The 22,323-nt window shown below is 44.5% G+C and carries 20 protein-coding genes; all 20 read left to right on the top strand.

The annotated features are described in order from the left end of the window. The coding region (locus HUT38_01190) for a glycosyltransferase family 4 protein (GenBank protein NUQ57092.1) at positions 1-1,218 on the top strand (1,218 nt) is incomplete at its 5' end. Positions 1,219-1,255: 37 nt separating this feature from the next. After that, entirely contained in the window at positions 1,256-2,293 is a 1,038-nt protein-coding gene (locus HUT38_01185; GenBank protein ID NUQ57091.1) for an exostosin family protein, read from the top strand. Next, positions 2,290-3,279: a radical SAM protein gene (locus HUT38_01180; protein NUQ57090.1), complete on the top strand. Its 990-nt coding sequence runs from the start codon at positions 2,290-2,292 to the stop codon at positions 3,277-3,279. Before HUT38_01185 ends, HUT38_01180 begins: the two co-directional genes overlap by 4 nt. A 1-nt stretch (position 3,280) precedes the next feature. Further along, entirely contained in the window at positions 3,281-4,081 is an 801-nt protein-coding gene (locus HUT38_01175) for a class I SAM-dependent methyltransferase (GenBank protein ID NUQ57089.1), read from the top strand. Between the two features lie 5 nt (positions 4,082-4,086). Continuing rightward, positions 4,087-5,118, top strand: a complete 1,032-nt coding sequence (locus tag HUT38_01170) for a radical SAM protein (protein ID NUQ57088.1) — start codon at positions 4,087-4,089, stop codon at positions 5,116-5,118. A gap of 10 nt (positions 5,119-5,128) precedes the next feature. Beyond that, positions 5,129-6,190: a glycosyltransferase gene (locus HUT38_01165; protein ID NUQ57087.1), complete on the top strand. Its 1,062-nt coding sequence runs from the start codon at positions 5,129-5,131 to the stop codon at positions 6,188-6,190. Between the two features lie 16 nt (positions 6,191-6,206). After that, complete coding sequence (locus HUT38_01160) at positions 6,207-6,872, top strand: class I SAM-dependent methyltransferase (GenBank protein NUQ57086.1); 666 nt, start codon at positions 6,207-6,209, stop codon at positions 6,870-6,872. 4 nt (positions 6,873-6,876) lie between these two features. Further along, positions 6,877-7,983, top strand: a complete 1,107-nt coding sequence (locus tag HUT38_01155) for a glycosyltransferase (GenBank protein ID NUQ57085.1) — start codon at positions 6,877-6,879, stop codon at positions 7,981-7,983. 30 nt (positions 7,984-8,013) lie between these two features. Next, positions 8,014-8,712: a glycosyltransferase family 2 protein gene (locus HUT38_01150; GenBank protein ID NUQ57084.1), complete on the top strand. Its 699-nt coding sequence runs from the start codon at positions 8,014-8,016 to the stop codon at positions 8,710-8,712. Between the two features lie 3 nt (positions 8,713-8,715). Next, positions 8,716-10,152, top strand: a complete 1,437-nt coding sequence (locus HUT38_01145) for a cobalamin B12-binding domain-containing protein (GenBank protein NUQ57083.1) — start codon at positions 8,716-8,718, stop codon at positions 10,150-10,152. Then, entirely contained in the window at positions 10,149-11,552 is a 1,404-nt protein-coding gene (locus HUT38_01140; protein ID NUQ57082.1) for a glycosyltransferase family 39 protein, read from the top strand. The genes HUT38_01145 and HUT38_01140 overlap by 4 nt, the downstream gene beginning before the upstream one ends. Positions 11,553-11,570: 18 nt before the next feature. Then, a complete protein-coding gene (locus HUT38_01135; GenBank protein NUQ57081.1) occupies positions 11,571-12,512 on the top strand; it encodes a glycosyltransferase family 2 protein in 942 nt (313 codons plus the stop codon). 2 nt (positions 12,513-12,514) lie between these two features. Further along, entirely contained in the window at positions 12,515-14,380 is a 1,866-nt protein-coding gene (gene asnB / locus HUT38_01130) for an asparagine synthase (glutamine-hydrolyzing) (protein NUQ57080.1), read from the top strand. Next, the gene (locus HUT38_01125; GenBank protein ID NUQ57079.1) at positions 14,377-15,564 is read left to right on the top strand and encodes a radical SAM protein; all 1,188 of its coding nucleotides are present in this window, start codon (positions 14,377-14,379) and stop codon (positions 15,562-15,564) included. The genes asnB and HUT38_01125 overlap by 4 nt, the downstream gene beginning before the upstream one ends. 5 nt (positions 15,565-15,569) lie before the next feature. After that, the gene (locus HUT38_01120; protein ID NUQ57078.1) at positions 15,570-16,334 is read left to right on the top strand and encodes a class I SAM-dependent methyltransferase; all 765 of its coding nucleotides are present in this window, start codon (positions 15,570-15,572) and stop codon (positions 16,332-16,334) included. 13 nt (positions 16,335-16,347) lie between these two features. Beyond that, a complete protein-coding gene (locus tag HUT38_01115) occupies positions 16,348-17,121 on the top strand; it encodes a methyltransferase domain-containing protein (protein NUQ57077.1) in 774 nt (257 codons plus the stop codon). Between the two features lies 1 nt (position 17,122). Next, positions 17,123-18,877 carry a hypothetical protein gene (locus tag HUT38_01110; protein NUQ57076.1) on the top strand — a complete coding sequence of 585 codons (1,755 nt, stop codon included), beginning with the start codon at positions 17,123-17,125 and terminating at the stop codon, positions 18,875-18,877. A 1-nt stretch (position 18,878) separates the two neighbouring features. Then, positions 18,879-20,045 carry a radical SAM protein gene (locus tag HUT38_01105; GenBank protein NUQ57075.1) on the top strand — a complete coding sequence of 389 codons (1,167 nt, stop codon included), beginning with the start codon at positions 18,879-18,881 and terminating at the stop codon, positions 20,043-20,045. Between the two features lie 45 nt (positions 20,046-20,090). Continuing rightward, positions 20,091-21,140 (top strand): radical SAM protein, encoded by a 1,050-nt coding sequence (locus HUT38_01100; protein NUQ57074.1) that lies wholly within the window; start codon positions 20,091-20,093, stop codon positions 21,138-21,140. A 14-nt stretch (positions 21,141-21,154) separates the two neighbouring features. Beyond that, a complete protein-coding gene (locus tag HUT38_01095) occupies positions 21,155-22,318 on the top strand; it encodes a glycosyltransferase family 9 protein (protein NUQ57073.1) in 1,164 nt (387 codons plus the stop codon). Positions 22,319-22,323 lie beyond the last annotated feature (5 nt).

The following is a 22,323-nucleotide window of genomic DNA, read 5'->3' as shown; positions in this document are numbered from 1 at the left end:
GTTCCTGTCGGCGGCAAAATCGAACTGGAGGAAGCCATGGCCAGATTGATGGAAGACGGTGTTTTAAGAAAAAAGCTGTCCGAGGGGGCTTTGTTAGCCATAAAAAATCTGCCAAGTAAAGAAGAAACCATGGCGTTATACAAACAGAGCTGGGAAAAAGCGGATAAAAGAGTAAAACTTTTGGTTGTAACTCAAAAGGTAGATATAGACGATGCCAATCTGGGCTCTTTCCATGGTTGGCTGGAAAAACTGGCCGAAAAATCGGATTTGTTTGTTGTGGCTAACCAAGTTGGGGAATATAAGTTACCGGGAAATGTTAAAGTTTTTTCTTTGGAAAAAGAAAAAGGGCACGGGAAAATTGTTAAATTTTTAAAATATCGGTGGTTGTTGTTGAGCTTGTTGCAAAAAACGGACGGAGTTTTTTATCATATGTGCCCGGAGTATGTGTTAGGCGCTGGTTTGTGTCCTAAAATTTTCCGGAAAAAAACCTTGTTGTGGTACACGCACAAATCAGTAAATTGGAAACTGAAGCTGGCCGAGAAGCTCGTGGATAAAATTTTTACCGCCTCAAAAGAAAGCTTCAGACTTCCATCAAAAAAAGTTGAAGTTGCTGGACATGGGGTAGACGTGGAAAAGTTCAAATATAAAAGTTCAAAAGTTAATCCGCCAGCTGGCGGACAAGATTCAAAATTTAAAATTATTACCGCTGGAAGAGTGGCGGAGGCAAAAAACCTGCATCTGCTTATAGAAGCGGCGGAAATTTTGAGAAATAAAAATTTTAATTTCCAAATTAAAATCGCCGGAGCGCCGATACTGGAAAGCGACAAAAAATATTTTGAAAGCTTGAAACAGAAAATAAAAGAAAAAAAACTTGAGGATATGATTGAATTTGTCGGTCCGATACCCAATAGAAATATCGCGGATTTTTATAAGGGAGGCGACTTGTTTGTGAATTTGAGCGATACCGGCAGTTTGGATAAGGCTGTATTGGAAGCGATGGCCTGCGAGTTGGAAATTTTGACCTCCAACGAAGCGTTTAAAAATATTCTGCCGGAAGAAAACATGGCGCCCAAGGATTCCTTTGCCATAGCCGAAAAAATAGAAAAAATTGCGAAACAAGGAAGTTCCGTCAGAAGCGATTTTATAAAATACGTTTCGGACAGCCATAGTCTGAATGTCCTGGCGGGAAAAATAATCAATTTTTTCCGCGTTCGCTAAACTGGAAACAACCCTATTTTTTTGCTAAATTTAACAAATGATTAAAGTTTGGACTGATGTTCCGCTCCCTTTGTCTTATATGCCTCTTCTTTATCCGAATTGGGGTGTTCAGACCAAGGACGCTCATTTGTTCTTTTCCAAGAAAGCCTTTGCCCATTTTAATAAACCGTTTGTGGAAATAGCGGAGGATCCGGCTTCGGCGGATTTTTTGCTTATCCCTCATAATTTCCCCCTGGTCAGGGAAAGAAAGGAATATTTGGACAACTTCGCGAGACTTTCCAAAAAGCACAATAAAAAAATAATAATCTTCATCTACGGAGACTCCATGGAAAAAGTCTGCGTGGAAAACGCCATTGTGTTCAGAACTTCTCGCTATAAAAGCGAAAAAGAAAAAAACGAAATAATGATGCCGCCGTTCGTGGAGGATTTGACGGGGGAGTTTGAATTTCAGCCGAGGATGAAAACGGACAGCAAGCCGATAATAGGATTTTGCGGCTGGACTTCGTCCGGAGGCGTTTGGCGTAAAACGAAGCAGTTCGCCAAGAAAATTTTACGCCTGGCCGGATGGAGAAACATAGACGCCGCGGACGGCATCGCTCTTAGGAATAAAATCATAAAAATTCTCAAACGGTCCAGGCTGGTTGAAACTAATTTTATAGAGCGCAAGACTTATTCGGGCCACGCCAGCACCATCTCCTTGCCGCCGGAAATTGCCCGCCGCGAATACGCCGAAAATATGTCCGGTTCCGACCTGGCGTTGGTTGTAAGGGGCAACGGCAATTTCTCTTTCCGGTTTTACGAAACGCTTAGCGCCGGCCGGGTGCCGCTTTTTGTGGATACGGATTGCGCTTTGCCATTGGAACAGATTGTAAATTATAAAGATTTCTGTTTGTTTATTGACCGGAGAAACATAAAAAAGATAGGGGAGTCCGCCGCCGGTTTTTACCGGAATCTGAACGGCGAAAAGTTTGTTTTAATGCAGAAAGAGGCCAGAAAAGCGTTTGAGGATTATCTGCGCTCGGATAAATTTTTTGAACTAATGTTTCTGAAAGAAGAAATAAAAAAATTTTTATGATAAAAAAAGCCAAAAACCGCGCTAAAAACGGATTTTTAAAAGCTGTAAATTTGCCCGTTTTAGGGTTGTTGTATCGGAAAATTTATTCTTTTCCGATAAACAAAAAACTCAAAGAATTCAAGCTGTCCGACCTTATTGTTACGGTTGAACCGTCCAATGTCTGCAATTCCGCCTGCGTCATGTGCCCATATCCGAAAATGACCAGACCGAAGAAGGCGATGCCGATGGACCTGTTTAAAAAAATCGTGGACGATTGCGTCAGCCACGGCGTCTATAAATTCAACCTTAATTTTTACAACGAGCCGTTTTTGGACCCGGCGATTTTTGAGCGGATAAAATATCTTGAGTCAAAAGGCGTCCGTATCCAGCTTTTCTCCAACGGTTCCGTTTTAAACGGCGAAATTATAAACAAAATAATTGAAAGCGGCTTAAACGACATAAGGTTCAGCGTTGATGGAGTCAAAAAAGAAACCTACGAGAAAATAAGGAAAGGTCTTGATTTTAACAAAACCGTTTCAAACATTCTAAAACTGATAGAAAGAAAAAAGGAACTTGGTTCGCCGTCGCCGTGCGTCGCGGTTGTGTTCGTAAGGAGTAAAGACAACGAGGGCGAACAGGAAGAGTTTAAAAAGTTTTGGCATGGCAGGGCGGATAAAATAATTATTTCTTTTGACGACAACAGAAACGACACCGCCGACATTTCTTTAATGAAAAAACCTTCCGCCAAAGCGTACCCTTGTTTGCGGTTGTGGAGGGAGCTCGTGGTAATGAGCGACGGCAGAGTGGCTCTCTGCTGCATTGATTTTGACGGATCCGTGGTCGTGGGAGATTTTGCCAAACAAACACTGGAAGAGATATGGGACGGCGAAAAATTCGCGGAAATAAGAAGAAAGCATATGCGTTTTGAGGCGGGAGAGATTCCGCTTTGCCGGAAGTGCTTCCACCCCTATCGGATGAACGTAACAAGTTGGTGGCGTAAAAATTAAAATGCCCGATTACGAAAAAATTTATTATCATAAAGCGCTGGAGAAAAGCGGTTTTGACGACGGCTGGCGTAAATATATTCTTGATTTCATAAAAAACAACGCGCCAACGGGAGCATTTGTCTTGGAGTTGGGTTGCGGAGAAGGAGAATTTTCAACCAAAATGGGAAACAGCGTAAATTATTATGGCATTGATGTTTCGGAATACGCTTTAAAACAGGCCGCGGCAAAAAGCTCCGTCACGAGTGCCAAGTTTACTTTGATTGACCCGGATGATGGCAGGCTGCCATTCGGTGACAGAATGTTTGATGTCGCGTTCGGCGTGTATTCTCTGGAGCATTTTAAAAAACCGAAAGAGATGATTGACGAAGCCGTTCGAGTTTTGAAGCCGGGCGGCCATTTGATTTTTCTCGCTCCCAATTTGGAGCTTCCGTTGTCGCGGCTTAACGCCGTGAGGCACAAAAATATATGGTATAAAGTTTGGCTCGGAGCGGCAAGGATTTGCGATTATTTTTTCAGAATATTCGGAGTCGCCACATTCCGGACGTTGGGCGAAAATTTCACTTCCGCCACCGGCAGATATGAAAAATTGGACGACGATCTCACTTACATAGTTTCTTCAATGGAAGTAATAAATTATCTCAAGAAAAGGCACAAAGCGGAAGAAGTTTTTTCCGCCAAAATGAGCTCTCAAGACGCCGGCCCGGGGCTTAAAGGAAAAATCAGGAGGATGATTGCTTTACTGCCCGCGATGAAATATTATGGCAGTGTGCTTTTTGTGGTCGCGCGAAAAGCCGGAAGTTAATTTAAATGAAGAAAATTAAAGCGAAATTGGAACATTTCTGGCACGTGTTTAAAAGACACGTTCTTTACGACGTTTTGGACGGAAATTTCGCCAAGCCGGCGCATTTTGTCCGCACCGCCGTAAAGCATAAACTTTTTGATTATCCTTATCTGGCGATGGTAGAAACCGCCAGTTTCTGCAACTTGAAGTGCCCGACCTGCACCACCCCGCACGACAAAATCAAAAGGCCGAAGGTGGCCATGAGCCTGGAAAATTATAAAAAAATAATAGACAACGTCAAAGATTCCGTTTCCGTTGTTTTGCCCTGGTTTTCCAATGACCCGCTGGTCAATCCGCGCATGGCGGAAATGATAAAATATTCCCACCAAAACAACATGTACACGGTGATAAGCACCAATGCCGTTTTGTTGGACGAAAAAAGATCAAAAGAGCTTTTGAACTCCGGACTGGATGAAGCGATTCTTTGCCTTGACGGGATGAGCAAGGAAAGCTATGAGGTTTTCCGCGAAGGGGCCGTTTTTGAAGAAGTGCTTGAAAACATAAAAAATTTCTGCCGTCTGAAAAAAGAATCAGGACGGAGAAAGCCGTACGTTGAGCTGCAGTTTATTCTTACCAAGTTTAATCAGGGAGAAGTTGAGGATGTAAAAAGATTGGCCAAAGAACTGGGAGTGGATCGCTTGAGAATAAAGTCGTTCGCCTTGAGCGAGTACGCTTACTCCAAGGAAGAGATTAAAGAGTTGTCGGAAAAATTCCTGCCGGACGATCCTCGCTACGCTTCCAAAATAAGGTACGAGAAAAAAGGAGGGGATTTGGCCGTCAAGAACAGGAAAAAATTCTGCGAGCTGCCTTCGTCCAACATTGTGGCGCTGGCGGACGGCCGGCTGGCGATGTGCTGCTACGACATCAACGGCCAGTATATTTATGGCAATGTTCTGGAAAAACCGCTTAGGGAGTTTTGGCATCTGCCGGAGGTTAGAAGCAAGAGAAAAAAAGCCGGGCGGCGCGGCTATCCTTTGTGCGAAAAGTGCGCCAACTAAAAGGCTTTATATGAAAGTCCTATTTTTCGGAATATACAATAAAAGCGATCCGGTCAATGCCAGGACCAGGATTTTACTGGAAGGGCTTAAGAAGCGCGGCTGGGAAATTGATGAGTGCAATACTCCCGTTTCTTCGCTTTGGCGGTTTTGGTTTTTGCTTAAAGAATACCGCAAAACCAGCGAGGATTATGACGTGATGTTTCTGGCTTATGCCGGAGGGCAAACAATATCAATTCTGGCGAAAATACTTTCAAAGAAAAAAATAGTCGCCGACCCGATTGTCTCTTTGTATGACACGATGGTTTTTGACCGGAAAAAAGTTTCCCGATTTAGCTTTAAAGCGGCTTATTATTACGTTTTGGACTGGCTTTTGTGTCGTTTGTGCGATGTGGTAATTATGGACACCGCCGCCAACGCCGATTATTTTCGCCGGACGTTTAAATCGCCCGTGTCAAAGTTTCGCCGGCTGTTTATTGGAACGGAAGAGAAAACAATGCGTCCTGCGGCGGCTGAAGAAAAAGGAGATAAATTTATAGTTCACTTTCACGGATTTTTTATCCCTCTGCACGGGGTGGAGCATATCGTAAAAGCTGCTAAACTTTTGGAAGAAGAAGACGTGGTGTTTAACATCATAGGCCGGGGGCAGACTTATAAACAAGTCAGAAAAGTGAGCGAAGACATTGGTGTAAAGAACGTCAACTTCATAGATCCGGTCGCCTACGACAAGATTCCGGATTATATTAAGCGGGCCGACGTCGTTCTAGGAATATTCGGCGACACCGGCAAGGCGTCGCGGGTCGTACCGAACAAAGTTTACGACGCCGTCGCCATGGGCAAGGCCGTCTTGACGGCGGACACTCCGGCCGTTCGGGAACTTTTTTCCGACGGGGAGAATTGCCTTTTTTGCCGGCCGGCCGATCCGGAAGACCTTGCCGCCAAAATCAGGACTCTTAAAAACAATCCGGGTTTGCTTGAAAAAATCGCCGCCGGCGGATATAAACTTTTCCGGGAAAAACTCAGGCCGGAAATCATCGCCGCGGAGTTTGAAAAAATACTGCGCGAAACGGTATAGATTTTAAAAAATTTTTATGAAACCATCGCTTTTAAAACTTAAAGAAATAAAAACGAAAATTATTGTTCCGTGGGAAGGTTTTTTCCGCGGCAAAATGATGAAAATCCTGACGGATAAAAAGTCGATTATTGACATCGGCGGCAGTTTGAGAATCTCCACCGCGAAAGGGAACAGGGTCAATCCGGATATGAAGTGGATAGCGGAGGCGATAAGGCAAAACAGAGTGGACTATAAAATTATGGACGTGGTGCCTGATTATAATCCCGACGTAGTGGGCGACATCCATAATATGCCTTTTGCCGACAATTCCGTCGACGCTATTATTTGCATGGCGGTTTTTGAACACATTGAAGACCCGCTGACGGCGGCCAAGGAGCTTTACCGGGTTTTGAAGCCGGGCGGATATTGCCTGTTCCAGGCGCCGTTTCTTTATTACTACCACCCGGAAAAAGGATATTACAACGACTACTGGCGATTTACGCCGGACGTTCTCAAGATGATGTTTAAAAATTTTTCCGTAATGGAAACGCATAATATCCGGGGGGCGGCGGCTTCCGTAATCCATCTGACTCCATTGGGCAGGATAAGTTTTTTTGTCGCCGTGGGAAATTTTTTGGATCGCTTGTTTAAAAAAAGCGGCAGCAATCAATCCAGCGGTTTTACGGCGTTTCTGATTAAATAAAAAAATGAAGATAATATACATAGCCAATATGCGTTTGCCGACGGAAAAAGCCCACGGTATCCAAATAATGAAGACTTGCGAGGCGCTTGCCGATAGCGGTTGCGTCGTGGAACTGCTGGTGCCCTGGAGATTTAATAAAATAAAAGATGACCCTTTCCGCTATTACGGGGTTAAAAATAATTTTAAGATTATCAGGATACCTTCCGCTGATTTTGTGTGGCTTGGCAGGGCGGGTTTTTTGGTCCACGCGCTGATTTTTTCAAAAATAGCGGTTATTTATTCGCTTTTTAAAAGGAGCGGCATAATTTATTCCCGCGACGAAATGCCGTTGTATTTGGCAAGCTTTTTTAAAAAAAATATTTTCTGGGAAACGCACGTTGGCAATTTTAATTTTTTTGCCAAAAGGCTCATTAGAAGATGCAAAGGCATTGTCGCCATCGCCGGAGGGCTTAAAAAATTTTATGAAGACAAAGGCGTGTCCGCCGATAAGATTGTTGTCGCTCCGGACGGCATTGACCTCGGAGATTTTTCCAAAAATTTTGACAAAGCCGAATCCAGAAAAAGACTTGGGTTGCCTCTTGATAAAAAAATCGCCATGTATATAGGGCGTTTGGACGGCTGGAAAGGAGCGGAAACGCTGCTGGAAACGTCTAAATTGTTGCCGGAAGTTCTGTTTGTTGTCATCGGAGGAGAAGCCGGTCAGATTGCCCAGGTGGATAAAAAATACCCCAGGGTTTCTTTTTTAGGCCAGCGTCCTTACAGGGAAATTGGAGAAAACCAGGCGGTGGCCGATGTTTTGGTTCTGCCCAACACCGGCAAAGACAAAGTTTCCGTTGGCTTTACTTCGCCACTTAAGCTTTTTTCTTACATGGCGTCCGCCCGGCCCATAGTTGCTTCCGATTTGCCCTCAATAAGGGAAGTTTTAACCGACGAAGAAGCGTATTTTGCCGCGCCGGACGACCCGGTTTCTTTCGCCGAAAAGATAAAATCTGCTTTTGAAAATTACGGCACGGCGAAAGAAAAAGCCGTAAAGGCGCTGGAAAAAGTAAAAAATTACCAGTGGAAAAACCGGGCGGAAACCATACTTAATTTTATAAAAAAGAAGATATAGGATAAAATATGGAAACAGTTTTAAATAACAATGACAATAAACAAATTATCCATCATCATTCCCGTTTTCAACGAAATATCCACGATTGAAAAAATCCTGGATATTCTTGAAAAAACAGATTTGGGAGGCGTTTCCAAAGAAATAATAGTGGTGGACGACGGCTCGCTGGACGGCACGCGCGAAATTCTTAAAAGTTACGAGACAAGGCACAAAATCGTATATCACGAAAAAAACCAAGGCAAAGGCGCGGCGGTCAGAACCGGCTTGAAAATAATGTCCGGCGATTACGCTGTCATCCAGGACGCCGATTTGGAATATAACCCAAACGATTTTAAAAGAATGTTGGAACACGCCGTGGCAAACAACGCCGAAGCCATTTACGGTTCCAGGAGACTGGGAAAGGGTAAAAGTCCTACCGCTGGCTGGCAATATTATTTGGGCGGGCTATTCCTCACTTTTCTGACTAACTTTCTTTATAGGACAAAAATCACTGATGAGGCCACTTGTTATAAGATGGTCAGCCGGAGAACGCTTGAAAATTTCAATCTTTGTTCCGACGGTTTTGAATTTTGTCCGGAGATTACGGCAAAAATTGCCAGGCAAAAGATAACCATTCACGAAATTCCGATAGACTACACGCCTCGCTCAAGGGCGGAAGGGAAGAAAATAAAATTAAAAGACGGATTTATCGCGGTTTGGACGCTGCTAAAATATAAGATAAAATCATAAAATATGAAAATTATCCTGGTACAGCCACCCTTGACCCTGGAAGAAAGGTACGGCGTAAAGCATCAAAGCGGAGGAGAAACGATACCTTTAGGGCTTTTGTATCTGGCTGCTTCCGTAAGAGATGATGGTTATCCGGTAAAAATAATAGACGCGGAAATTTTGGGACTTAATATTAAAATGGCGACGGAAAAAATACTCGCCGAGGATCCCGGGCTGGTCGGTTTCACGGCTGTGACCGTTTCCGTGGACAACGCCGCGGCTGTGGCCAAAGAAATAAAAAAGATAAGACCGGACATCGTCACCGTTATCGGCGGCCATCATATTACCACCGCCCCGGAAGAAACTCTCAACCGCTTTCCTCATTTTGACGTCGGCGTTATCGGCGAAGGCGAGAAAACATTGTCCGAACTGGCGCTGGTTGTGAAGGAATCCGGCCTTGATAAGAACAGATTAAGAAGCGTGAACGGACTGATTTTTAAGGATGAAGTCGGAGAAAAATTCGTGATTACTCCTACCCGTTCCAGAACGAGAAATTTGGACGACCTGCCGAAGCCGGCCTTTGACTTGCTGCCTGATCTGTTTGCTTACTCTCCGCCGGTGCACACCGTTAAAAAATTTCCCGCCTGCAACTTGGTGACTTCGCGAGGCTGTCCTGGCCAGTGCGTTTTCTGCACGAGAAGCGTTTACGGCAACGCCCTGTCGGCCCATTCGGCCGAATATATGATTGATTTGGTGACCGGGCTTTATGAGAAATATGGCATAAGAGAAATACAGTTTCGCGACGACAACTTCACGGTTTTCAAGCCGAGACTGTTCCGGTTTTGCGAATTGATGAAAGAAAAAAAGCTCAAGCCGGTGTGGACGGCGCTGGCCCGCGTGGATATGGTGGAGCCGAAAATGCTGAAGGCGATGAAAGAAGCCGGCTGCTGGCAGGTATGGTACGGCATAGAATCGGGCAACAACGAGATACTGAAGCTGATAAAGAAAAACACCACCAAGGAGCAAATTAAAAACGCCGTTAACTGGACAAAGGAAGCAGGAATCGGCGTGGGGGCGTTTTTCATAATGGGGCATCCGGGGGAGACCAAAGAAACGTTGCAGGAAACCATTGACTTCGCCCTTTCTTTGAAGATAGACGAGTTTCACTGCACGCTGATGACTCCGATGCCCGGGTCGGAAATTTACAGAAACTGGCAAAAATACGGCACCTTTGACAACGACTGGAAAAAGCTGAACAACTGGAAAGCGGTGTTCGTGCCGTTCGGTCTTACCAAAGAAGACCTGGAAAAATACAACCAGAAATTTTTCCGGAAATTTTATTTCCGGCCGCGCATTATCCTGGGGTACATAAAAAGAATCAGAAGTCCGAAACATTTTTTTGTTTACTTTTCCGGTTTTATGGCGCTGCTGGAATGGGTTTATAAAAAACGAAGGGCATGACATTTTTAAAAGGGAATAAGAAATGGCTTATTATAATCGCCGCCTTTATTTTGGCGCGGGTTATCGTGTTTTCTTCTTTTTGGGCGGCCAGCGCCGACAAGGGCGGGTGGGCCAATTTTTACGGCTGGTCCCAGCCGGCCCAAGCCGTGTTGACGCAGAAGTTCCACGAGACGTGTGACTGGCACCCGCCGCTTTATTACACTTTTACCTCCGCGCTTTTCTTTTTATTTAAAACCCAGTGGTCAATTTACTTTTTTCACCTTCTCTTCGCTTTTGTTTCTTTACTCATCGGATATAAAACAATCCGTCTGTTTCTTCCCGAAAAAATCGCCTTTTGGGCGGTACTCATCTGGGCGCTGGAGCCGTTTTGGGCGTGGCACAATTTCCTGCTGGCGAGCGAAAACCTATACATCCCGCTTTTCCTGGCGGCGATGTATTTCTTGTTTGTTTTTTTGAAAAAAGGAACGGCAAAACACATAATGCTTTCCTTTTTGTTTTTTGGCTTGGCTGTTTTAACCCGACCGACGGCGCTTTTAATACCCGCCCTGATTTCCGTTGTTTTAATATTTCTTTTTGTTTTTCGGAATAAAATCAAGACAGGCGACGCGTTTTTCGCCAAAAAGTTCAAGGAAATCGTTATCTTGTTGCTTGCTTTTAATTTTTTGTTCTGGGCCGTCGCGGGAGTGTGGATGGTAAGAAACAAATTAGTTTACGACCGTTTCTCTCTGGCGATGATAACCGCCACCAACGTTTACTATTACAATTTGCCGCCGCTTTTGGCGCTTCAAAAAAACATCTCTTATCAAGAGGCGTACGACATGGTCGCCGCCCAGGCCGCGAATGATTTGGGGCCGTCGCACGTGGCGGCCAAGGATTGGAATTGTACATTGTACACCAATGAGGAGCTGAATAAGCAGTTTGATTACTACGATTCCGAATCAAAAAAATACATTATGAGCAATCTTAAAGATTACGTGCCTCTGCATTTGGTCAAGATGGCGCCGTTTTTCATAGAATCGGGCTATTTTGACCTTTATTCCGCCCACACCGGAGAATATTCCAAGCCGGACATAACCGCCGCTTTTATGAAAGGGGATATGGGAGAAGTAAAAGAATTTTTTGCCGGACTGGATTTAAAGAAATCAATCTACATTTTCGGCATGCTTCTTTGGCTGGCTTTTTTTGCCTCATCGCTGGCGGCCGTTTTGTATTCGTTCTTTAAAGACAAGCCGAGCTTCCTGTTCTTCGCGCTGTCCGCGCTGATGGCTTTTTACACCGCTTTTCTGATGTCGCCGTTCAACTTCGCCCGATACCGTTTGCCGCTCTACGTTTTCTTCTTCGCCGGTTTCGTTTATATAATTGACAAACTCTGGTTTGCGTGGAAAAATAGGTCAAAGTAAAATATTAATTTCCACACCATGAAAATATCCGTAGTCGTGCCAATTTACAACGAGGCGGACAATCTCAATCAGCTTTTTGACGAACTTCAGGCTGTTTTAAAAAACCATGAACATGAGATAATAACCGTCAACGACGGTTCGCGGGACAACACCCGCTCCGTTTTAAACGAGGCCGCTTCCAAAAACAAAAATATAAAGGTCATTCATTTTCACGGCAACTTCGGTCAGACTGCCGCCATTTTCTGCGGCATACATCATTCTTCCGGAGACGTGATAGTTCCCATTGACAGCGACCTGGAAAATGACCCGAATGACATCTTCAAAATGCTGGAAAAGATAAACGAGGGTTACGACGTCGTTTCCGGTTGGAGGAAGGGGAGATGGAACGACCAGAAATTAAGGAGAAAGCTCCCGTCTATGCTGGCCAACAAACTTATTTCAAAAATAACCCGGGTCAAGCTCAACGATTACGGTTGCACGCTGAAGGCTTACCGGAGAAGCGTTATAAAAGACGCTTCGCTTTACGGAGAGATGCACCGATTCATCCCGGCTTACGCTTCATGGAGAGGCGCCAAGGTTTCGGAGGTGGAGGTTGATTTCCGCCCGCGCCGGAAAGGGAAGAGCAATTACGGAATGAGCCGGATATTCAAAGTTTTGCTGGACTTGGTGGTTGTTAAATTTTTGGATAAATACATGACCCGGCCGATGCACTTTTTCGGCGGGGCCGGATTTCTGGTTTTCTCCCTGGGGGTGGCGACCGGTTTGCTGACAATCGTTTTAAAAATATTGGGGCTGCGCGATTTTGTTGACACGCCTCTGCCGATTTTGTGCGCTCTGTTGGTAATGGTGGGCGTCCAGCTTATCGCCATGGGCGTTCTGGCGGAAATGCTGATGAGGGTTTATTTTGAATCTCAAAACAAAAAACCTTATCAAATCGCGGAAAAAATAAATTTTGAATAAAAATGTGCGGAATAGCGGGATTCACGGGGAAAGGCAATCGGCCGGTTTTGGAAAAGATGATTGCCGCGTTGCGACACCGGGGGCCAGACAACCTCGGTTTTTACGAATGCGATGGCGTTTCCATGGCTCATTCCCGCTTGAGTATTTTGGACATGAGTCCGGCCGGACATCAGCCGATGAAGTGCGACCAGGGCGACGTTTTTTTGTCTTACAACGGCGAGATTTATAATTTCCGGCAATTAAGAGAAGAGCTTCAGAAAAAAGGTTACAAATTTGCCAGCGGCACGGATACGGAAGTGATAATTTATTTGTATAAGGAATACGGCGAGGAGTGTCTGAAAATGCTCAATGGCATGTTCGCTTTGGCCATTTACGACAAACGAAACGGGAAAATTATTTTGGCTCGGGACCGGATGGGCGAGAAGCCGCTTTACTGGAGCTTCAAAAACGGGGAGCTTGTTTTTGCTTCCGAAATAGGCGCCATGTTGGTGCACCCGACTATTTCCAAAGATTTGGACACGCTGGCGGTTTATCAATTTTTCGCTTTTGACTATGTTCCGCAACCCAGGACGGTTTTTAAAGACATTTCCAAATTGGAAAACGGGCAAATGCTGGTTTGGGAGAATGGACGGATAAGATCGGATAAATTTTACGAGCTGAAAATAAAAGAAGACATTACTGTCGGCGAAGAAAAAGCAGCCGAAAAACTGGCCGGCTTGTTGGAAGATTCCGTCAAGGCCAGGCTGGTATCTGACGCGCCCTTGGGCGTGTTTCTTTCCGGCGGCATTGATTCTTCCTCCGTGGCTTATTTCGCCAAGAAGCACAAAAGCGACCTTAAAACTTTTTCCATCGGCTTTCGGGAGAAAACTTTTGACGAAAGCGGCTACATTAAAATGGCTGTCAAAGCTGTCGGTTCAAATCATTACCACAAAGAGTTCAGCCCGAAAGAAATGACGGATTTTTTGCCGGAAATTTTTGCCAAGCTGGACGAGCCGTTCGGCGATCCGTCGCTTTTGCCGACCTTTCTTCTTTCCAGATTCGCCCGGGAGCAGGTGACGGTGGCGTTGGGCGGCGACGGCGGCGACGAGTTGTTTATGGGGTACCCGAATTACAAATTCCAGAAAGTTCTTCATCTGACCGGACTGCGTAAAATAAAAATAAACGATTTTTTCGCGAAACACTTACTGAAAATTTTCCCCGCTTCTTCCAAAAACATGGCTTTTCCATTTATGGCCCAAAGAGCCATTATGTCCGGAAGGTTTCCCGCTCATTTAAGAGATTTTGCCGCCGTGGGCGGATACCACAGATTATTGAAAGAGCTTTTTCTTTTCGGCAGAGACGCGGAAAAAGAACTGTTTGCTTTTGCCGATGAATATTTGAACGACCATAAGGATTCCGATTATATGGCGAAAGTGGTTTTGCTTTTCCAAAAATATTATCTTTCCGACAACATACTGTTTAAAGCCGACCGCGCCAGTATGTACAGCTCGCTGGAAGAACGTTCGCCTTTTCTTGATTGCCGCCTGGTTGATTTTGCCAACTCCTTGCCGCACAATCTGAAGCTTAAGGGCATCAATTCAAAACATGTTTTCAAAAAAGCGATGGAGGGCAAACTGCCGGCGGCCATAATCCACCGGAAAAAGAAAGGCTTCGGCGTTCCGCTGGCCGCGTGGCTAAGAAACGAGCTCAAAGATTTTATGCTGGAAACCCTTAGCGAGAGCAATATAAAAGAAACGGGGTTTATAAATTTTGACGTCGTCCGGCGTTTGATAAATGACCACCTTTCGGGTAAAATGGACAACAAGAAAATACTTTGGAACCTTGTAATTTTCACCCGCTGGTTCAAGAATAATCTTATTTCACCATGAACAACAACTGCTCAAACTGCGACAAAGCCGCCAAGAAGCCGAAACTGGGATTTTTTAAAAATCTGGTCACAAAATACCACACCGTAATGTTCACGCTGAAGTTTATCCCGAACTTCCGCGCTTTTTTAAGATTCGTTAAGTGCTACGCCAGAGTCAATTTGTTAAAAAAAGACCAGATAAGATTTGTGGAAATATTTGTCACACTGGCCTGCAACGCCCGGTGTGATTTTTGCTCCAATAACCTTTTCACCGATAAAAAGGGTAACATTTCCACCGAAAAATATTTAAGCATCATAGACGAGTGCGCCGCGCTGGGAGTGCCGGTAGTGTGCCTTATCGGCGGAGAGCCGTTGTTGTACAAAGACCTGAATAAGCTCATAGCCAGAATAAATTATCACGGAATGGTTTCCATGATAGCCACAAACGGCTACCTGCTGACGGAGGAAAAAGTCAAAGAATTGGCCGAAGCGGGCCTTACCTCCATAACTATTTCCATTCATTCCATAAACGAAGAAGAGCATGATAATATTTTGAAGCTGAAGGGGGCGTACGCCAAGGCGTTCAAGGCCAAGGAATATTGCGACAAGTACGGAATGGTCTTCCAGTTGGCGAGCGTGGCTTCGCATCACGACTTCACCAACGGCAACTTTGACAAGATGGTTGAGTTCGTGGAGAAGAAAAAAATACCCTTGAGCGTCAACGCCATTATCCCCACCGGAGGAGCGACCAAACACAAAGATGATCTGCTTACGGCGGCAGACGTGAAAAAGCTGAACGAAATTTCTTATAAAAGCAATTATGTTTCCACTCATCTTACCAACAACTTTTTCGGTTTCGGCTGTCCGGCCGGCAATTCTTATCTTGGAATAAACGCCACCGGCGAACTGTTCCCGTGTTTCTTTATGCCGATATCCCTCGGCAACGTCCATAACATGAGCCTTAAGGAAGCGTGGGACAAAGCCAGAAGCAACCCCGTCTTTAAGAAGAAATACAAAATGTGCTACGCCGGAGTCAGCCGGGAGTTTATAGAAAAGTATATGGACCCGGTTTTCAAGTTTGAAAATGTGCCCATCGCCATAGAAGATCACCCGGCGTACGACGAGAAAAAAGGAGGTTTGCCAGAGCTGGAATTTCCGGAAACGGAGCAGGCCGTAAATTATCAATCAAGCAAAGCGGCGAATTAAAACAAATGGCTTCCCAGGAGAGATTCGGATTTGAGTGGGGGAAATATTCTTCCATAGATCCGAACCACGAAATTCAATTCAAAAAATGGATATACCCGTTGTCGGAGAAAGATTTTTCCGGCAAGGCCGTTTTAGATGCCGGTTGCGGCATGGGGCGCAACAGTTACTGGCCGCTTAAATGGGGCGCCGCTTCGGCGACGGCTTTTGATTTTGACCACAGAAGTGTGGAGTCGGCGCGGAAAAATCTGGCCGGTTTTAAAAACGCCGAAGTTTTGTACAAATCCATATACGACATTGACTTCAAAGACCGGTTTGATATCGCTTTCTCCATAGGAGTCGTCCATCATCTGGCCGATCCGCACAAGGCCGTTTTGAATATGGTCAATTCCGTAAAAAAGGGAGGCGAGGTGCTTGTCTGGGTTTACGGTTACGAAGGCAACGAATGGATAGTCAAATTCGTTTCTCCCGTCAGAAAAATTCTGACTTCCAAATTACCGCCGTTTTTGCTTAACTGGTTGACGTTTCTAGTAAGTGCCCCGCTTTATTTGTATGTAAAATTTTTTCCAGTCAAGCATCCTTATCTAAAACAACTTAAAGGTTTCAGTTTCCGTCATGTTCACTATATAGCCTTGGACCAACTTCTGCCCAAGATTGCCAATTATTGGAAAAAAGAAGAAGCGGAAGCTCTCTTGCGCGACAAAGGTCTTGAAAACATCCAAATTTACCAATCAAACGGAAACAGTTGGACAGTGGTTGGAACCAGGGCTTAATTAAATCGCGAACATGGAACGAAATTACGCTCAAAAATATTACTCGGCTGATGAGTCCGGCTGGTGGTTTTTGGCCAGGAGGGATATTCTTTGGAGGCTCGTCAAAAAAATATCACTCGGAAAAAAAGCTGAGATTCTTGATTACGGATGTGGCGGCGGCTATGTCATTCGTTCTTTAAACAGGCAGGGATACGATAATGTGTACGGTTTGGAGATAAGCGAGGAGGCGGTGAGAGTCTGTCGCGCTAGCGGTCTGAACAAAGTTTTTTTGGAAAGCGATGAATTTTTTAAATCCAAGATTGGAAAGTTTGACGCGATTATCGCTTCTGACGTGATAGAGCATATACAGGGCGACAGAAACATCCTGGCGAAATGGAAAAAGATGTTAAAGTCTGGCGGCAATGTTATAATCTTCGTTCCGGCTTTTAATTTTTTGTGGGACACTCATGACATCGAGAACCAACATTTTAGAAGGTACACAAAAGCCGGTCTCAAAAATCTTCTGGAAAAAGAAGATTTTATAGTGCAAAGAATTTCTTACTGGAATTTTGTTTTGTTTTTTCCTTTGCTGGCGTTGATCGTCGCAAAAAAAGCTCTTTATTTTTTGGGATTGTCAGGCAAAAAATCAGATTACCCAAGGCTCGCTTTCTTGAATATTCATCCACCCCGTTTTATTAACGGACTGTTATCCTTTATAATTAAGGTTGAGAATATTATCCTTGACCGAATGGGAATAAATTTACCCTTAGGTATAAGCGTTTTCGCTGTAGCAAAGTTAAAAAAATAAAATGGGGTTCTTAAATAAAATAAAAAAACACTGGGTGGCGTTGGCGGTTGCTTTTTTGGCCGCTTTGGCTGTTGGCTTTCCGGAGCTGTATTTTGTGTACGAAGCGGGAACGGAATACAAAGGCGCGCCGCTTATGGGAACGGACGCGGAAGAGCATTATCTGGCCTCCATGCGCGAGGCCAGCGACGGCAGGTACATATTAAGCAACGTTTACTCAACTCCAAAAAACATACCCTTTTTGTATCCGGAAGGAGGGGAAGCGTTGGCCGGATTTTTGAGCCGGATTACCGGACTTGGAGTCGTCCGCTTCAATATGGCGATGAAGTTTGTTTCTCCTTTTGTTTTGTTTCTTTTGTTATATTACTTATCGCTTGCCTTAGGCGGGAAAAGGTCAACAGCCATTCTGGCCGCTTCTTTTGTCATTTTAGGCAGCAATCTGGCGGCGCGGCCGAAAGAAATTTTAAGCGTCTTCGTGTTTGGACCCGATTATCACACCGGCTTCAACAACTACTTCCGGCCGATAAACCCGGAAATATCGTCAATGTTGTTTTTCGGCTATCTGGCTTTGTTTTACAAGTTGATTAAAAATCCTAAAGTTATGACCGCCGCGTTTCTTGGGGTAATTTTGGGGGCTTCTTTTTATTTTTATTTGTTTACCTGGACTTTTTTGCTGGTGTTTACCGGATTGTTTCTTGTTTTCGCTATTGTAGCGAAAAACTACAATTTGGCCAAAGGAACACTGCTGACATTGGCGACGGCTTTGCTTTTGTCGGTTCCGTACTGGTTTGAAGTTTTTAGGGCGATTTCTTCCCCGGTATATTCCGAAGCAGCTTTGCGGTTCGGCATGGTTTCCGGACGTGGTTTCTTTATTTCCGGCTCTTTGATATTGGTGGCGGTTATAAGCGGTTTTCTGTTTTTAAGATATTTGTTCGGCTGGGGACGCGACATCGGCAAAGAAGCGTCAATTTTCGGAGCGCTTTTTGGCTTCTCCATTCTTATCGTTTACAACCAGCAGGTCATTACCGGCCAATCCATACAATCGCCCCATTACCACTTTATGTCCACGATTTTAATGCTCCTATTTTTTGCCGTGTTTGCGGCGTGGCATTACATCGGGAAAGTAAAATTTTTCAGGAATGATTTTCCAAAAGCGGCGTTAGTCGCCCTCGCTTTGGTGTTTCTTTTTCTTAACAACTTCAAATGGCAGACGGCTTCCTATCTGCACGTCCGGCAAACCGCCTACCAAAGGCAGGAGTACATGTCCGTCATGAAATGGCTTGATAAAAACGCGCCGGAGCGAAGCATTATTTTCGGCAATGTCGAGCTGTCTTCGCTTGTGCCGGTGTTTACTCCTTTGGATATTTACCCTTCCGGATTCGCGCAGTATTATCTTTTGCCCGGGGATGTTTTCAAGCGCTACGCGTTTTTGAAAGCGTGGTTTTCCGGCGTAAAGGCAGAAGAAGCGGAGAGTAAATTTTTGGGCGAGTTAAGGAACAAACTTTCTTATGAAGTGTACGGCATACAATACAGGAAAAATATGCCTGACGAAAAGGCTATTAATTTGGCGCGGGAATACGAGGAATTTCGCAAAAGAGATTTAAGGGAAATTTTAAGCACCGATTATTACAAGCCGACTTATTTTATCTTTGACCAAAAATTCAACGAGCTGGCCTTGCCGGAGAGCGAGATTAAAAACGTTATGGAAAAAGTCGCCAATATTGATAAAAGATTTTTGATTTATAAAATAAAGCAATAAAATGTCCGTCAAAAAAATTATCAAAAAACTGCCTTTCCTAAGCTCTTTTTCCAAGATTGTTTACGATTATCGCAGGGAGCGAGCCTTGGACAAAAGAATCAGAAATTTTCTGGCCGGCGGCAGGCTGCCGTTTTCCGACAAAGCGCCCGAGAAGTATTCCGTGGGCTACGAGCCGACAATCCGCTGTAATCTCAAATGCAAGATGTGCTACCAGGGACAGACGCGCGCGCTAAGGAGAAACGAACTCGCGGCAAACGAATCCGTGGAAGTTTTCAACAAGCTCAAAAGGCGGGTAAAAGAAGTGAAGATGGTGGGAGGAGAACCGTTCGCACGGAGCGATATTTTTGACCTCATTTCTTTTTGGGATAAGGAAGGCGAAAGAATAATTTTACAGACAAACCTGACCCTTCTGGGGGAGAAAGGAGTTGAGAAACTAAAAGATTACAAGCACGTCAGCGACATTCTCACTTCGCTGGACGGTCCGCCGGAAGTGCACGACGCCGTAAGGGGAGTCCCCGGTTCCTTTGCTAAACTTAAAGAATCAATTTTGAGCCTAAAGAAGCACCGCCCGGACATACCGATAACGATTTTTGCCACTATGCTGTTAAACGACGACTTCGCCCCGCTTTTCAGGCTTGTTGACACCGTCAAGGATTTGGGCGTCGGCACCATCAACGTGCTTTTTGAACAGGTTTACAACGCCGGAGAAATAAAAGCGGCCAGAGAAATTTTCAAAAAAGAATTCGGCTGGGAAGACGGTTCTTACCGGCTTAATACCCAGATGCGGGATCCGTCTTTTGAGCCGTCTTTGGACGCAAGCGCCATCCGCAAAAATCTTGACAAGCTAAGGCGGTACGGGTTCGCCAAAAAGTGTTTCGTTAATTTCGTGCCGTTTGATTATTATAAAAACGTGGATATTTATCTGGGTAAAAAGAAAGCGAGAGTATTTTGTCTCAAATTGATGGCGCCGGAGTTGAGAATTAACCAGACCGGCGACGTCATTTGGTGCGACGTGATAGAAAAATCTTTCGGCAACCTGATGGATAAAACTCCAGACGAAATTTGGATGTCTGAAGAATACCAAAAATTCAGGAAACGTCTTTTTGAAAAGGGTGGTTTCCCCATCTGCTACCGGTGCTGCAAGGCGCAGTATGTAAAACAGAAATAATTAAGCGGCTTTATCAAACAATCGTTTTCTGATAAAATTTAAATTATGAAAACAGTCGATATAAGGTATAAGCTGGCCTATTATCGCAACTATCTCAACTCTGTCTTAAGAGACGCGCGGTCTTTTTTAAGAAAAAAACCGAAAGCGGAAGACTATAAAAATATTTTCATAAGAAAAATGTTTTTTGACGTGACGAGCACCTGCAACGCCAAGTGCGTTTTTTGCGCTTACCGGAAGATAGAAAATCAGCCTTATTACAGGCACGGGGTGATGAGTTTTGACGTTTTCAAAAAGGCCATTGACCAATTTACCGATATGGGAGGGAACGATATCGGACTAACCCCGGTCGTGGGCGACCCTCTTCTTGACCCGAACCTGATGGATAAAATAGAATACGCCACCGGAACGGGCAAGATAAAAAAGATTTATTTTTACTCAAACGGAATCCTGCTTTACAAGAACGATATTTATAAAAAACTGATAGATTCCGGAATAAACAACATAGAAATAAGCACCCAAGGCTGCGACAGGAAACATTTTGAAAAAGTTTACGGCGTTCCGCTTTACGACCAATTCATGTCAGGGTTAAATTCCCTGCTTGAGTATAATAGGAGCAAAGGGGAACCGGTTTCAATATCAATAAACTTCAGGCCGGCCCAGAAGCCGAGCGAGGTGTTGAGTTCTTTGGATTTTACCAATAAGATAAAACCGTTTCTCTCCAAGAAAGTGGGCTACACCTTTATGATTGACTACGACAACTGGGGGGATAGCGTGGGGAAAGGCGATTTAATCGGAGTTATGAAGTTTAAAAGAAAACCCCTGGTTAAAAAGGTGCCTTGTTCAAGAATTTTTGACGCGATAGTTCTGTTTGACGGAAGCGTCAGGCTGTGCGCCGCCAGGATAAACAAAAATCAATTTGACGACATGGTAATCGGAAATATAAACGAAGACAGCCTCAAAAACATCTTCTTCTCGGATAAGGCCACCGATATAAGAAGAAAGTTTACCGAAGGCAGGCATTCCAGCGCCTGTGCCGGATGTAGTCTTTACGTTCCGGCCGCCAGGAGCCGGTTAAGAGACGCGCGTTTAGCGTAAAATTAAATTTAAAAATGTTTTTTAAAATAAAAAGACTTGTTATTTTTTTGCTTTGTTTTCTGAAATTTTTTGTTTCAGGCAAAGCGAATAAGAAAATAAAAAACCCCAAGAAAATTATCGTGGCGCAAACAGCCAAGCTGGGCGACATGGTTTGTACCACGCCGATGTTTCGGGCGATAAAAGAAAAATATCCGGCGGCAAAGGTCTTTGTGATAGGAAATAGCGTTAACAAAGAATTGCTCATAGACAATCCTGATGTTGATGGATATTTTATTTATAAAAACAATTTTTGGGAGCTGGTAAAAGCGGTAAAAAAAGAAAAAATAGATTTTGCCTGCGACACTAATCCTAATCTTTTTATGCTGGCCGTTCTTTATTTGGCCGGAGTGTCGCTTATAGCCGCGCCTGTTATAGAAAACGGCTACAGTCCGGTGGAAACCAGGCTGTATAAAATTTTGAGGAAACTGGTCGTAGCCGTGCCACATCGCATGGGCAGCTACGCGCCGCGGCAATACTTGCGTCTCCTTGAGCCCGTCGGCGTATTTTCCGACAGGACGGAAAAACATCTTTACTTTTCCAGTCAGGCGGAATTAAAAGTAAAAAAATTTTTTGACGAGAATAACATAAGCATAGAGAGAGAATTTTTGGTCGGCATTTCGCCGTCGGTGGGAAATAAAATAAAAGAGTGGGACGCGGGCAAGTTTGCTCAATTAGCGGATTATATATATTCTAAATATCATTGCGTTATAGTAATAACGGGTGGCAGCGGCGACGCGGAAAAATCAAAAGAAATGATTAAGGCGCTAAGCCCGGAGACAAAATTTATTGACGCGACCGGCTTGTTCGATATGGACGGCTTTAAGGCTATGATGTCAAAACTGTTTCTGTTTATAAGCGTTGACACCGGGCCGATCTATATTGCCGAGGCTTACGGCGTGCCGACGATTGACATAGTGGGACCGATGGACGACAACGAACAGCCGCCGAGAGGAGAAAGAAACAGGATTGTAAAACTGGAAGACAGAAAACAGCCGGCCATTCACATAATGAACTCCAGCGACTATGATTACAAAGAAGCCAGAAGACAGATTGACGAGATAACGGCTGATATGGTTATTGAAAAAGTGGAAGAACTTGCCCCTGTCATCGGCTTAAAAAAGCGTGATGGGGCAAAGTAATATTT

This window comes from Candidatus Paceibacter sp. (assembly GCA_013360865.1).
Lineage (GTDB): Bacteria > Patescibacteriota > Minisyncoccia > UBA9983 > UBA9983 > SURF-57.
Note: the sequence above shows the minus strand (reverse complement) of the source record. Positions and strands in the feature narration are given on the sequence as shown.

Coding starts and splice junctions, on each gene's coding strand:
- HUT38_01135 (NUQ57081.1), top strand. CDS start 11,571: ATGAAAATATCCGTAGTCGTGCCAATTTACAACGAGGCGGACAATCTC.
- HUT38_01120 (NUQ57078.1), top strand. CDS start 15,570: ATGGCTTCCCAGGAGAGATTCGGATTTGAGTGGGGGAAATATTCTTCC.
- HUT38_01160 (NUQ57086.1), top strand. CDS start 6,207: ATGAAACCATCGCTTTTAAAACTTAAAGAAATAAAAACGAAAATTATT.
- HUT38_01175 (NUQ57089.1), top strand. CDS start 3,281: ATGCCCGATTACGAAAAAATTTATTATCATAAAGCGCTGGAGAAAAGC.
- HUT38_01125 (NUQ57079.1), top strand. CDS start 14,377: ATGAACAACAACTGCTCAAACTGCGACAAAGCCGCCAAGAAGCCGAAA.
- HUT38_01115 (NUQ57077.1), top strand. CDS start 16,348: ATGGAACGAAATTACGCTCAAAAATATTACTCGGCTGATGAGTCCGGC.
- HUT38_01140 (NUQ57082.1), top strand. CDS start 10,149: ATGACATTTTTAAAAGGGAATAAGAAATGGCTTATTATAATCGCCGCC.
- HUT38_01095 (NUQ57073.1), top strand. CDS start 21,155: ATGTTTTTTAAAATAAAAAGACTTGTTATTTTTTTGCTTTGTTTTCTG.
- HUT38_01100 (NUQ57074.1), top strand. CDS start 20,091: ATGAAAACAGTCGATATAAGGTATAAGCTGGCCTATTATCGCAACTAT.
- HUT38_01165 (NUQ57087.1), top strand. CDS start 5,129: ATGAAAGTCCTATTTTTCGGAATATACAATAAAAGCGATCCGGTCAAT.
- HUT38_01170 (NUQ57088.1), top strand. CDS start 4,087: ATGAAGAAAATTAAAGCGAAATTGGAACATTTCTGGCACGTGTTTAAA.
- HUT38_01185 (NUQ57091.1), top strand. CDS start 1,256: ATGATTAAAGTTTGGACTGATGTTCCGCTCCCTTTGTCTTATATGCCT.
- HUT38_01150 (NUQ57084.1), top strand. CDS start 8,014: ATGACAATAAACAAATTATCCATCATCATTCCCGTTTTCAACGAAATA.
- HUT38_01145 (NUQ57083.1), top strand. CDS start 8,716: ATGAAAATTATCCTGGTACAGCCACCCTTGACCCTGGAAGAAAGGTAC.
- HUT38_01155 (NUQ57085.1), top strand. CDS start 6,877: ATGAAGATAATATACATAGCCAATATGCGTTTGCCGACGGAAAAAGCC.
- HUT38_01105 (NUQ57075.1), top strand. CDS start 18,879: ATGTCCGTCAAAAAAATTATCAAAAAACTGCCTTTCCTAAGCTCTTTT.
- HUT38_01110 (NUQ57076.1), top strand. CDS start 17,123: ATGGGGTTCTTAAATAAAATAAAAAAACACTGGGTGGCGTTGGCGGTT.
- asnB (NUQ57080.1), top strand. CDS start 12,515: ATGTGCGGAATAGCGGGATTCACGGGGAAAGGCAATCGGCCGGTTTTG.
- HUT38_01180 (NUQ57090.1), top strand. CDS start 2,290: ATGATAAAAAAAGCCAAAAACCGCGCTAAAAACGGATTTTTAAAAGCT.